The organism is Staphylococcus sp. GDY8P85P, from assembly GCF_017892405.1.
Lineage (GTDB): Bacteria > Bacillota > Bacilli > Staphylococcales > Staphylococcaceae > Staphylococcus > Staphylococcus borealis.
Map to the genome: position 1 here is coordinate 1 of NZ_JAESLA010000026.1, position 12,665 is coordinate 12,665.

Annotated in this window: 9 protein-coding genes, 3 pseudogenes and 1 riboswitch; of the genes and pseudogenes, 6 read left to right on the forward strand and 6 right to left on the reverse strand. The window is 33.4% G+C overall.

Annotated elements, in window-relative coordinates; translation table 11 throughout:
- Positions 1–370: 370 nt before the first annotated feature.
- The 3 genes and pseudogenes from KA828_RS06495 to KA828_RS06505 all read right to left on the reverse strand — a co-directional run.
- Positions 371–874 (reverse strand): annotated as a pseudogene (locus KA828_RS06495) (DNA-binding protein); the annotation flags it as partial.
- Positions 875–992: 118 nt separating this feature from the next.
- The gene (locus KA828_RS06500) at positions 993–1,661 is read right to left on the reverse strand and encodes a hypothetical protein (RefSeq protein ID WP_210125793.1); all 669 of its coding nucleotides are present in this window, start codon (positions 1,659–1,661) and stop codon (positions 993–995) included.
- A 148-nt stretch (positions 1,662–1,809) separates the two neighbouring features.
- A complete protein-coding gene (locus tag KA828_RS06505; RefSeq protein ID WP_053030258.1) occupies positions 1,810–2,217 on the reverse strand; it encodes a general stress protein in 408 nt (135 codons plus the stop codon).
- A 217-nt stretch (positions 2,218–2,434) separates the two neighbouring features.
- Positions 2,435–2,537, forward strand: a riboswitch (purine riboswitch).
- A gap of 258 nt (positions 2,538–2,795) precedes the next feature.
- Here KA828_RS06505 and xpt point away from each other — a divergent pair.
- The 4 genes from xpt (at position 2,796) to guaA (ending at position 7,862) form a co-directional block, all read left to right on the forward strand.
- Positions 2,796–3,377, forward strand: a complete 582-nt coding sequence (gene xpt, locus KA828_RS06510) for a xanthine phosphoribosyltransferase (RefSeq protein WP_053030257.1) — start codon at positions 2,796–2,798, stop codon at positions 3,375–3,377.
- Complete coding sequence (gene pbuX, locus KA828_RS06515) at positions 3,374–4,642, forward strand: xanthine permease PbuX (RefSeq protein WP_053030256.1); 1,269 nt, start codon at positions 3,374–3,376, stop codon at positions 4,640–4,642. Before xpt ends, pbuX begins: the two co-directional genes overlap by 4 nt.
- A 39-nt stretch (positions 4,643–4,681) precedes the next feature.
- A complete protein-coding gene (gene guaB / locus KA828_RS06520; protein ID WP_210125795.1) occupies positions 4,682–6,148 on the forward strand; it encodes an IMP dehydrogenase in 1,467 nt (488 codons plus the stop codon).
- A gap of 172 nt (positions 6,149–6,320) precedes the next feature.
- Positions 6,321–7,862 carry a glutamine-hydrolyzing GMP synthase gene (guaA, locus tag KA828_RS06525; protein ID WP_053030254.1) on the forward strand — a complete coding sequence of 514 codons (1,542 nt, stop codon included), beginning with the start codon at positions 6,321–6,323 and terminating at the stop codon, positions 7,860–7,862.
- Between the two features lie 109 nt (positions 7,863–7,971).
- Here guaA and KA828_RS06530 read toward each other — a convergent pair whose 3' ends face one another.
- The 3 genes and pseudogenes from KA828_RS06530 to KA828_RS06540 form a co-directional block, all read right to left on the reverse strand.
- A complete protein-coding gene (locus tag KA828_RS06530; RefSeq protein WP_245336060.1) occupies positions 7,972–8,664 on the reverse strand; it encodes an NYN domain-containing protein in 693 nt (230 codons plus the stop codon).
- A 143-nt stretch (positions 8,665–8,807) separates the two neighbouring features.
- Positions 8,808–9,862 (reverse strand): annotated as a pseudogene (locus tag KA828_RS06535) (tyrosine-type recombinase/integrase); the annotation flags it as partial.
- A gap of 54 nt (positions 9,863–9,916) precedes the next feature.
- On the reverse strand, positions 9,917–10,567 hold the full coding sequence (locus KA828_RS06540) for a hypothetical protein (RefSeq protein ID WP_210125798.1): 651 nt from the start codon (positions 10,565–10,567) through the stop codon (positions 9,917–9,919).
- Between the two features lie 1,333 nt (positions 10,568–11,900).
- On the opposite strand from KA828_RS06540, the pseudogene KA828_RS06550 reads away from it, so the two are divergent.
- Together KA828_RS06550 and KA828_RS06555 are read left to right on the forward strand one after the other, a co-directional pair.
- Positions 11,901–12,215: pseudogene (locus KA828_RS06550) on the forward strand (terminase small subunit); the annotation flags it as partial.
- A 15-nt stretch (positions 12,216–12,230) separates the two neighbouring features.
- Entirely contained in the window at positions 12,231–12,662 is a 432-nt protein-coding gene (locus KA828_RS06555) for a GNAT family N-acetyltransferase (protein ID WP_210125799.1), read from the forward strand.
- Positions 12,663–12,665 lie beyond the last annotated feature (3 nt).

A 12,665-nucleotide genomic window follows, 5' to 3' on the forward strand; every position in this document is an offset into this window, starting at 1 on the left:
TTGCCTCAACAACAAAAAAGAGATTAAACAATCTAAGGTTGCTTAATCTCAATATTAGGACTCATCAGTCCGATTTGACGAAGAGCCGTTTTAAATTATTAATCATATAAAAAAGGGTGAGGCAGTGGATTCAAAATGAATGCTGTCTCACCCTTATATTAATTGTATTGTGACAAATTGATAGTGTCACAACTGTTCGCTTTATTTGAAAGATTTATAAGTTAAATAATCGTGCAAAGAAACCTTTCTTATCATCGTTAGGTCTACCAAGAGGAGATGACTGAGATTGTGTCGTAATATCCTCTTTTAATGTATCGATAGATTGTTGATTTTTATCATTAATTTCTTTAACTAAATCATTTTTAGTGTATTCAGATTGCTCTTTTTGAGCTGTTTGAATGGCTTCTTGAGCATTTTGAATAGCTAATAATGATTGATTATTAACATCTAATTTTTCAGTGATTTGATTTTGAAGTTCTTTTAATTCTGTTTGTTGTTGATGAACTTGACTGATCATTTGACCAAGCATTTGACGTTCTTCGCGCATTTTTTGAATTTCTGTACGTAATTCTTCTACTAATTGCGTAGCGCCTTGATCCGCAGGTAATTGTTCATTGTCTTCTTTAACAATGACTTGTAAAAAGTCTTTTTCCTTTTCAAGCTCTTCAAAAGCTAAATCATAACTATTTGTTTGTTTTACTTTTTCAGCGATATCTTGGAAAAGTTCAATATCTTCTTCTTTAAAATCAGTAGCTTCACGGCCACGGTATTCAGTCTTACTAAGTTGATAGCCACGTTCTTCTAAATGTTGGACTATTTTACGGACTTGTTTTTCACTTAGTTCGACACGCTGAGCGAATTCTTTGGTTAACATAGCTGAAAGTCCTTTCGTTCATTGATTTATGTACACTGACGTTTGTCTTCTGTCAGTGAAACGTCAGTCTAACCTCGACTATTAGTTTAACCCTTTATATCGCTCATTTCAAGTGTTCCTAGTGTGGTAGGCGTAAATTCATTTTTACTAATAAAGGATAGATAATATCGCGTGAAATACCATTAGCAAATACATATTTTAAAATATAATTTGATTTCACACTTGCTGGGTATATATCTTTAGTTAATTCAATGTTTGATTTAATGAATAAATCTACTTTAAAAGGCGATTCAATTTTAGAATAATTTGGATGTATATAATCAATTTCACTTTGTCTTTCAAAGCCATTAGATAGCAATAATTGTTGGCGTTGAGTGACTGCTTGTTGATTAATGTCTTTTAATGAGTGGTCTGTTTTAGGCACTTCAACCATTACAAAATTAATATCACGAGCATGCACCTTATTAGAAAGTAGGTTTAATTGATGCTCAATTTCTTGTAGTGTGCTAACGAGGACATCTTCATAATCTGAAGTGTTATTCGCAATTAAGTGTATTAAAAAGGCTGAATTTGTTGTTGCTTCATAATGTGCCGTCGCTAAACTAATGATTTCATCATCTCGTATGCCCACGAGAAAAGTATAATCATTTTCTGTTTTATTATTTTTTAAGGATCGCTCAATAATATAGCTATCTTCATAAAAATTTACATCTAGTTGTTGATTATAAAAAGTGATTGCTTTGTCATAATACGCATCTTTAATTGATTGAATCACGTGAAATTTCATAATATCACCCCCACGAATATTTGTTTAAGTATAGCATATTTAGATAATAAGACGTCATTAATAAAACGTTATGAGACGAAAAAAGGCCGTAAGATAAACGCACTACTATAGCGCATCTTACGGCTTCAAAGTTTAAATTCAATCGTGATTATGATTTTGGACCTTTAGATTCATTCGCATAATGTGTGATATCAATTTCTTCGTAAGCTGAGTTATTTTGCTCAACTTCGTCATGTGAAGATTTATCTTTGTTAGCAACTACTAAAAATTTGCCGTCTAAGATTTCTTTTTTGTATTTTTCTTTTTGGTCCTCAGATAAATCATAACGAGCTAAAACAGCTTCTTCACCGTCTTCGCCAGTTAATAATTTAGACATGCGATCACTAAATGAGCCACTTGTGGCAATTAAAGTCACTTGAGAATCATGTAAATCATCTAAGTGTAATTTACTTTTACTTACAACGACTAATTCATTTTCTGAATATCCTTCAGCTTTTTTCTTTTGTACAACGTTATAAATCTCATCTTGTTTATCTAATACGGTAAAATCTGCCATATTAATCGCCCTCCATCTTTTCGTCCTACTTTTAATAAAAATATACCCTTAAGAATATTTATAAAACGCAACTATAGTTATTATATAATTAATTAAGAAGTGTTTACAAATAGTGTTGAGCAATATTTAGTTAAACGCTTACACGACAAAATATTATTGTGAAAGGGCTTATAACCATTTCTATGATATTGAAAATCAAGCAAAAGTTTGCTATTATCGTAAAATAATTTATATCACTCATATAATCTAAAGAATATGGCTTTAGAAGTTTCTACCATGTTGCCACAAACGACATGACTATGGGTTCAGAATCAATACATAAAATGGACGATGTTAATTTAAATGACTATCTAGAAATACTGTATAAGGTTGTTTCACTTTGGAGGTTGTATATTCATTCACTTCATCCTATGAGATAAAACAAATTTAAAATTATAAAGTGTTTAAAGAAGAATACATTTAAATTTACGACTTCTTGAAATCTTAAAATGATATGTATTGCCTGTTCGCTCATGGATCCTGAAACTTTCTCGTAAAGTTTGAGGCTTTTTTTGTATACAAATTTAGGAGGTTTTGACGTGGAATCGCTTAGACAGAAAGTCAAAGAAGATGGCGTAGTAATTGATGAAAAAATATTAAAAGTTGATGGTTTTTTAAATCATCAAATCGATGCAAAACTAATGCATGAAGTAGGCAAAACATTTTATGAGCAATTTAAAGATAAAGGTGTCACTAAGATTTTAACAATTGAGGCATCAGGCATTGCTCCAGCTATTATGGCGGCATTACATTTTGATGTCCCATGCTTATTCGCTAAAAAAGCGAAACCAAGTACGTTGAAAGATGGTTTTTATAGTACGGATATCCATTCATTTACAAAAAACAAAACAAGTACAGTGATTGTCTCAGAAGAATTTCTAGATGAGAATGATACAGTTTTAATCATTGATGATTTCTTAGCAAATGGCGATGCATCACTAGGATTATATGATATTGCACAACAAGCTAAAGCTAAAACAGTTGGTATTGGCATTGTTGTTGAGAAAAGTTTCCAAGATGGCAGACAAAGATTAGAAGAGGCAGGTTTAAATGTGTCTTCATTATGTAAAGTAGCCTCATTACAAGGCAACCAAGTGACTTTACTAGGTGAAAATGAATGAAGACGTTCATTTTAAGTTTACAACACTTATTAGCAATGTACGCCGGTGCAATCTTAGTACCAATCATCGTTGGTACGAGTTTAAAGTTTACACCGGAACAAATTGCGTATTTAGTCACAGTGGATGTTTTTATGTGTGGTGTAGCAACATTTTTACAAGCTAACAAAGTAACAGGTACAGGCTTACCCATTGTACTAGGGTGTACATTTACTGCAGTAGCACCTATGATTTTAATCGGTCAAACGAAGGGTCTGGATGTGCTATATGGTTCATTATTTATATCAGGTATTTTAGTTGTCATTATTGCACCATTCTTCTCTTACTTAGTTAAGTTCTTTCCACCTGTTGTAACAGGAAGCGTGGTTACAATTATTGGTATCAATTTAATGCCAGTTGCAATGAACTATTTAGCTGGTGGAGAAGGCGCTAAAGACTATGGAAATCCTAAAAATTTAATTTTAGGTGGCGTTACACTTATCATTATTCTTATCTTGCAAAGATTTACAAAAGGGTTCTTAAAATCCATTGCGATTTTAATCGGACTGGTTGCAGGAACAATATTGGCAAATCTGCTTGGTTTAGTAGATATTAAGCAAGTGGGAGAAGCCCATTGGTTAGGCATTCCTCAACCATTTCGTTTTTCTGGTTTCGGTTTTGATTTAGGTGCAATACTGGTATTTACGATTGTAGCAATCGTAAGTTTAATAGAATCGACTGGTGTATATCATGCGCTAAGTGAAATTACTGGCAAAAAATTAGAAAGAAAAGATTTTCGTAAGGGTTACACTGCGGAAGGTCTTGCTATTGTATTAGGATCAATCTTTAATTCATTTCCTTACACGGCATATTCACAAAATGTTGGGTTAGTATCTTTATCAGGTGCGAAGAAGAATAAAGTGATTTACGGTATGGTAGTTTTACTACTCATTTGTGGTTGTATTCCCAAATTAGGTGCTTTAGCTAATATCATTCCATTACCTGTATTAGGCGGTGCAATGATTGCGATGTTTGGTATGGTGATGGCTTACGGTGTTAGTATTTTAGGTCATATTGATTTTAAGAATCAAAATAATTTATTAATCATTGCTGTATCTGTAGGATTGGGTACAGGTATTAGTGCAGTACCACAAGCGTTTAAAGCTTTAGGTGAGCAATTTGCATGGCTAACTCAAAATGGTATTGTATTAGGCGCGATTTCCGCAATTATTCTTAATTTCTTTTTTAATGGTATAAAGTATAAACAAAGCGAAGAAAATGTGAAATAATAGAAGTAACTATATATAAAAATGGAGGCTGTATTATCAATGTGGGAAAATAAGTTTGCTAAAGAATCTTTGACGTTTGACGATGTTTTATTAATTCCAGCAGCATCAGATGTGTTACCTAGTGATGCGGATCTTAGTGTTGAATTATCAGAACGAATTAAATTAAATATTCCAGTTATATCAGCTGGTATGGATACAGTAACCGAGTCTAAAATGGCAATTGCAATGGCACGTCAAGGTGGTCTAGGTGTCATTCATAAAAATATGGGCATCGAAGAACAAGCTGAAGAAGTTCAAAAAGTTAAACGTTCAGAAAACGGTGTTATCACCAATCCATTCTATCTAACACCTGATGAAAGTGTATATGAAGCAGAGGCGTTGATGGGTAAATACCGTATTTCAGGTGTACCAATTGTGAGTGATAAAGAATCAAGAGCATTAGTAGGTATTTTAACGAATCGTGATTTACGTTTTATAGAAGATTTTTCAATCAAGATTTCTGATGTGATGACTAAAGAAAACTTAATTACAGCTCCTGTAGGCACAACATTGGATGAAGCCCAAACAATTCTACAAGAACATAAAATTGAAAAATTACCTTTAGTGGAAAATGGCCGTTTAGAAGGTTTAATTACAATTAAAGATATTGAAAAAGTCCTTGAATTCCCTCATGCAGCTAAAGATGCGCATGGTCGTTTGCTCGCTGCAGCAGCTATCGGGACATCTAAAGATACAGAAATTCGCGCTCAAAAATTAGTCGAAGCTGGTGTAGATGCATTAATTATCGATACAGCACACGGTCATTCTAGTGGCGTGATTCAAGAAGTTAAGAAAATGAAAGAAACATATCCTGAAGTTACTATCATCGCTGGTAATGTAGCGACTGCTGAAGCAACACGTGCATTATTCGAAGCTGGTGCTGACGTAGTTAAAGTTGGTATTGGACCAGGATCAATTTGTACAACACGTGTCGTAGCAGGTGTAGGTGTACCTCAAATTACAGCGATTTATGATTGTGCAACGGAAGCACGTAAATTTGGAAAAGCAATCATAGCAGATGGCGGTATTAAATTCTCTGGTGATATTATTAAAGCGTTAGCAGCTGGTGGACATGCAGTAATGCTAGGAAGTTTATTAGCTGGTACTGAAGAAAGCCCAGGTGCCACTGAAGTATTCCAAGGTAGACAGTATAAAGTGTACCGAGGCATGGGTTCTTTAGGCGCAATGGAAAAAGGATCAAATGACCGTTACTTCCAAGAAGACAAATCTCCTAGAAAATTTGTCCCTGAAGGTATTGAAGGTCGTACAGCTTACAAAGGTCCATTACAAGATACAATTTACCAACTTATGGGTGGCGTAAGAGCTGGTATGGGTTATACAGGTTCACCTGACTTGAAAACATTACGTGACGAAGCACAATTCACACGTATGGGTCCTGCTGGTTTAGCAGAAAGTCATCCACATAATGTACAAATTACTAAAGAATCACCTAACTACTCATTTTAAAATGAACGTAGTGTGATGATGGCAGTTTGTTAGAAAGAATGGGGAGCACTTTTCAATTCAAATATGTTTGTCTCAGAGTTTGTTCACTTTAAAACATAATCTTGGAGCAACACATTTGGAAAGTGTCTCTCTATTCTTTACATAAAATTCAATTTAAAGGAGATCCACAATTATGGAAATGGCTCAAGAGCAAGAGTTGATTCTTGTCTTAGACTTTGGTAGTCAATATAACCAATTGATTACACGTCGTATTCGTGAAATGGGCGTATACAGTGAATTACACGATCATGAAATTTCAATTGAAGAAATCAAACGTATGAATCCGAAAGGTATCATCCTTTCAGGTGGTCCAAACTCAGTTTATGAAGAAGGTTCATTTACGATTGACCCTGACATTTATAATTTAGGTATTCCTGTACTCGGTATTTGTTATGGTATGCAGTTGACGACGAAACTTTTAGGCGGAAAAGTTGAACGCGCTAACGAACGTGAGTATGGAAAAGCAATAATTAATGCGAAATCAGATGATTTATTCTTCGGTTTACCATCTGAACAAACAGTATGGATGAGTCATTCTGATAAAGTAATTGAAATTCCAGAAGGATTTGAAGTTATCGCGGATAGTCCAAGTACAAGTTATGCAGCAATTGAAGACAAAGAACGCCGGATTTATGGTGTTCAATTCCACCCTGAAGTACGTCATACAGAATACGGTAATGATTTATTAAGAAACTTTGTGCGTCGTGTATGTGAATGTACGGGCGAATGGACGATGGAAAACTTTATTGAAATTGAAATTGAAAAAATTCGTAACCGTGTTGGCAATCGTAAAGTCTTATGTGCGATGAGTGGTGGTGTAGATTCATCAGTTGTAGCAGTCTTATTACATAAAGCGATTGGCGATCAATTAACATGTATCTTTGTTGACCATGGATTACTTCGTAAAGGCGAAGGTGACATGGTTATGGAACAATTTGGTGAAGGTTTCGACATGAATATTATTCGTGTGAATGCACAAGAGCGTTTCATGGATAAATTAAAAGGTGTATCTGATCCAGAACAAAAACGTAAGATTATTGGTAATGAATTTGTATACGTGTTTGATGATGAAGCGGCTAAATTAACAGATGTTGATTTCTTAGCACAAGGTACACTTTATACTGATGTCATTGAATCAGGCACTAAAACAGCACAAACAATTAAATCTCACCATAACGTAGGTGGATTACCAGAAGATATGGAATTTGAACTTATTGAGCCTATCAATACATTATTCAAAGACGAAGTACGCGCTCTAGGTATTGAATTAGGTATTCCTGAACATTTAGTTTGGAGACAGCCATTCCCAGGTCCAGGTTTAGGTATCCGTGTGTTAGGTGAAATTACAGAAGATAAATTAGAAATTGTGCGTGAATCAGATGCGATTTTACGTGAGGTTGTGCGTGAAGAAGGTCTTGAAAGAGACATTTGGCAATACTTCACAGTTCTTCCTGGCATTCAATCTGTAGGTGTAATGGGAGATTATCGTACGTATGATCATACTGTAGGTATCCGTGCAGTAACATCTATCGACGGTATGACAAGTGACTTCGCCCGCATTGATTGGGAAGTTTTACAAAAAATCTCAAGCCGTATTGTAAATGAAGTAGATCACGTTAACCGCGTAGTCTATGACATTACGTCTAAGCCGCCAAGCACTATTGAATGGGAATAGAATATATGAATGATAAAACCCTTTAACCACAATGGTTAGAGGGTTGTTTTTGTAATTTGAAAATTGAAAAAAGAGCAGAAAAAGGGCAAAGTGTGAGGAAAAGCCGTTATTATGTATCTTTTTTTGATTGTCTATTTCTATTTATGTATTTTTCGTCACATGTCCTACGCCCATCAATATGTAACGAAAGACTATCTCTTATGTCTGCACCTAGCGAATCTAGTACGAAGTCGATTCCTTCGGTTCTCGCTAACTTTGCAGCAGGTACAAAGTCACTATCTCCTGCGATTAAAACGATTTTATCTACTAGCTTTTTATAAGATAAGGTGGCAATATCTAACCCGATTTTCATGTCTACACCTTTTTGAACTAATGATAATGCAAAGTCCTTCTCGTCTAATTCATTTATTTCTTTACTGCCTTTCATTAATTTTTTAGTGCTAGTGTGTTTGAGATTATAATGCACAGTAGCCTCGTTTAACTCTCCTAATCTCAATGCTACTTTACGTTTTTTTGATATCTCTTTAAAAAAATCTTCGGTCCATTGCTTTGTTTCGCTTTTAGTAAAGTCGATATTCGTTTGTGTTAATGGGTGGAACACTTGTTTATCAATAGGCGGACAATCATAATAAAAAATTCTATATAAGTCTGCATATTTTTCTGTTCCAAAATGTGTTTCTTTTAAATGTCGATTACAGTATTTATATAACTCATTTGCTCTTTCTTTTGCTGTAACTTTTCCAAATACATTTTGACTTCTTTTTCGATAGTATCCTCCATCGACTAGTACGGCTATTTTCATCAATAATTTCCCCTTACAATAAAAATTCATACAAAAAACCCATGATTTCGCTCATCCCCTTATGGTGGGGTGTCTACTCTCATGGGTTGAGTTAACTTATTTATAGACAAATATTAGCACCTTTAATGATAAGAGTCAACAATTTATCTCCCAACCATTTCTAATTTATTCATCATATCTTTATCCATCTGCTCAGTAACATGGCTGTATATCTGTAATGTAGTTTTATGGTCTGTATGCCCTACGTGATCCATTATTGCACGTAGTGACACACCTAATTGAGATAGTAATGATATAATATGGCTATGACGCATGGTGTGGCTTGTCACGTGCTTTTCTATCCCTATATTTTGTGTAGCTGTTTGTATGTTGCTATTAATTGATGTAAGAGATAGAGGGTTGACTTATGACTTGTGAAAATAAAGCCCCTATCCACATACATGTTTTCCCATTGAAGTGCTTTCTTGTTCTCTAACATAACCTTACGTAAAATATCACAACTTTTAGTAGTTAAAGATATAGTACGATAAGATGACGCAGTTTTTGTGGTGTCTTTGAAACCCATTTTGTTACCATCTTTGCGCCAGTGTATAGTGCCATCAATGGCAAGCTTCTTATTTTTAAATTCAATATTATCGGGTTGAATTGCTAAGAGTTCGCTAATACGCATGCCATTTAATGCTTGAAATCCAACTATGTAAGCAGTAAATAAGTATGATCTTTTCATATAACTAGCACGCTTTTTATTTGCTATATGCTTTAATTCTTCAACAATAGTTAGAACTTCAGCCATTTCTAAATAATTCTCACGTTTACCTTTAACTTCTTTTCTTGTAGGCGCTTTTTTAGGCATTACAACATCATCTATGTATGATATATCAGTGATGTTATATTTCTTTTAATGTGAGCCACTTTATAAATTTTAGTAGTAATAGTTGACTGTTTAGATCCAGATATTAACTTAACCACTCATCACATGCAGCATGAAAAGTTAACGTTTTAAGGTTAGTAGATGTCTTGTCATTTAACTTTGCCATTATACGCTCATTTAAGCGTTTTTGAGCCTCTTTTTGTGACTGTTTACCATCTTCTTATTAAGCACTACGCTAGTACGTCATCATTTGTTTTTGAGTGGGTCTTTATACTTTTCATAATAGCGATATTGTACTTCATCATGCTTATTAGTAAATTTTTCATGTCACATGTGAGTAATACCTCCTATAATAGAAAGGGTAGATGGCTACCCAATAAATTATTGTTGTAGCACTTCTGAATTTTCCTGAACTTCTTGTTGACGTTTTGCCCAACTATCATAACCTTCGTTTTTACCTACCCAACTAGGTCCGCCGACGTGAGCGTTAGGGTTATCCCAAACTTTAGAACTTGCCTCTCTCGCAGCCTCGTAATCGCCACGACCATATCCCATTTGGCTTTCATCGTGAGTTGTTGGTTTAGTTTTATTCCATTCGTCTATATCTGCTTGTGTTATACCGTTATTTTGTTGTGTGGTATTCTGTTGATTAGATGTAGCTTGTTGCGTTGAATTTACATTACTAGTTTGATTAGTTGATTGATTGTTACTAGTTTTTGAATTGCCAGTATTACTGTTTGATGTTTTATTATCGTTATCAGAATTATTACCATTTGTATGGTTGTTACTTTCAGATTGTTTACCGTCACTGCTATTACTTTGTTCGCTTGAGCTATTACCTGATGATTTACTATCGTTATCAGATTTGTTTTTCTTGCTTAACTTACTATCTTTAATCTTATCTTTAGCACTATTCACTTTATCAGACTTCTTGTGCTCGCTAGTACTAGATTTTGTATCTTTACCATTATGAGTGCTGCATGCTCCTAAAATTAATGTGCTTGTTAGTAATACGCCGAATAGTTTTTTCATATGTATAACTCCTTTTCTATTTATAAAATATTTAATTATTCTTGTTTTTTGCATCAATAACTTGACTTAAAATATCTAAGTCATCTATTAAACCATTCTCAATATACTTTTTTAAATTAGAATTTTCTAAAACAGTGTTCTTTTACATGTTACTTTCCTTATTGACATGTAGGCATGTCATCAAAAAATTAATTATATTTATTTCTATAGTTTTATCTATCTCATCATTTTTATTCAATTTTGATAATTGTATACCGTATTTGATTAGATCATTTATTACATCTGCAATAAAATAATTCTTAGATTGGTATCTATATAATTTGTTTTGTAAATCTATATAGTTAGTTGATAAAAAATTGTTAAGTTTATCAACAGAAGTTATTTTCTCGTTATACGCATATTTTTTGTAGATTAAATTTGTGTCACTCACTTTTTTAATATCTTCTTTATTAAATTCATCAAAATGAGAGATTGTGAGGTTCATTAATTCAATCATGTTGTTCATGACTGAATCGACATTTTTATTAGAAAAGTGTAGTAAATCATTATAATCATTAATTTGACTCTATTTAATCTTTTTTATTAGGCAGTTGTTTCCCATTTTCCCAATTAGAAACTACAACAGACTTTACAGGGTTTTCATTATCTATTTTTTCTTCAAAAAAACTCCATAGTTAAACCTAAACTATTACGTATATTTTTAATTCTATTGCTAATTTCGATTTTATCCAATGTATCACCTCAATTTTAATTATATAACAAATTGTTATGTTTTAAATTGGCTAAATAGAAATACTACGTTTTACGATGTTTATCGGAGGTAATGAAGATGAATAAAATAGTTGGTTATCGAAATATGTTAGGTATGACGCAAGAAAAAATGGCAAAACAATTTGATATTTCAGTTCAAGCGTAACAAATGAAAGAGAAACAAAAATAAATATTAATAAAGAAGAGATGATTGTCTTTAGAAATTTATTAAGAAAAGATTTGATTCCTAATATAACTATTGATGAAATATTTTTAAATGTTTACGATGTTTCGCTATGAATAAGGAAGAAGGGATACAAAATGTCACACACTAAATTATAGGATCTACCAAAAATGAAGATGTTGAAAGTATGAATATTGTAGATGTAGGACAGCAGGCGTTTTTTAATGAGTTAAATCAATATATACGCCACATGCACCAGTAGGGAACATCTGTTATTTATTATGTTATGTGAAAGACAATCACTAAAACGAATAGCAGATATATTAATGATTACGAAAAGCAGAGTGTATCAAATATACTCAGATTTATTAGACAAATTAGAAAATAAGGAGGGATAACATGAGTGAATTAAGCGCTAGACAAGAAAAGTTTGGTAAAGACATTAAACGTCACTCAAAGCGCAATAAAGGCTGGATATAGCCCACATATAGCGCATGTACAGGGTAGTAGATTGCTAAGAAATGAGAAAGTCGCTAGATTTATCAATGAACAACGTAAAAAATGGTAGATGAGAGCGTACTAACCGCTAATGAATTACTTCATATACTTACTAATGTAGCAATCGGTGATGAAACTGAAATACGTGAGGCCGTTGTGAAACGTGGTGAGTTTCAACGCAACCCCGATACTGACAGAATCAATTTAGTTTATGATTAAGAGGTTATATAAATGAAATTAAATAAAATGAAGCTTCAAGAAGAAAATTATTCTAAGGCATTAGCCATTTGGGAGCGTTCAGTTGTCGCGACACACCACTTTTTAAAAGAGAAGGATAGAATACAACTTAAAAAGGAAGTACCAACCTATTTTCCATATGTTGAAGCATATTTATGGTTCGACGGGAACGACATCATTGGCTTTTCCGGGACTCATGATTCAAATTTAGAAATGTTATTTTTAGATCCTAAGTATTTTAAACAAGGATATGGCACGGCAATACTTCAAAGTTTAATTCGAGACCATAATGTTAGGTATGTGGATGTAAACAAAGATAACCCCGGTGCCTTGGCATTTTATCGTAAGAATGGATTCATAAAATATGATGAATCTGCAAAGGATGGACAAGGTAGGGATTATCCAATCGTGCATCTTAAATTGTAAATG

Excerpts from the sequence above, each read along its gene's own strand:
- KA828_RS06500 (WP_210125793.1), bottom strand. The coding sequence starts at position 1,661 with ATGAAATTTCACGTGATTCAATCAATTAAAGATGCGTATTATGACAAA.
- KA828_RS06505 (WP_053030258.1), bottom strand. The coding sequence starts at position 2,217 with ATGGCAGATTTTACCGTATTAGATAAACAAGATGAGATTTATAACGTT.
- pbuX (WP_053030256.1), top strand. The coding sequence starts at position 3,374 with ATGAAGACGTTCATTTTAAGTTTACAACACTTATTAGCAATGTACGCC.
- guaB (WP_210125795.1), top strand. The coding sequence starts at position 4,682 with ATGTGGGAAAATAAGTTTGCTAAAGAATCTTTGACGTTTGACGATGTT.
- guaA (WP_053030254.1), top strand. The coding sequence starts at position 6,321 with ATGGAAATGGCTCAAGAGCAAGAGTTGATTCTTGTCTTAGACTTTGGT.
- KA828_RS06530 (WP_245336060.1), bottom strand. The coding sequence starts at position 8,664 with ATGAAAATAGCCGTACTAGTCGATGGAGGATACTATCGAAAAAGAAGT.
- KA828_RS06540 (WP_210125798.1), bottom strand. The coding sequence starts at position 10,567 with ATGAAAAAACTATTCGGCGTATTACTAACAAGCACATTAATTTTAGGA.
- KA828_RS06555 (WP_210125799.1), top strand. The coding sequence starts at position 12,231 with ATGAAATTAAATAAAATGAAGCTTCAAGAAGAAAATTATTCTAAGGCA.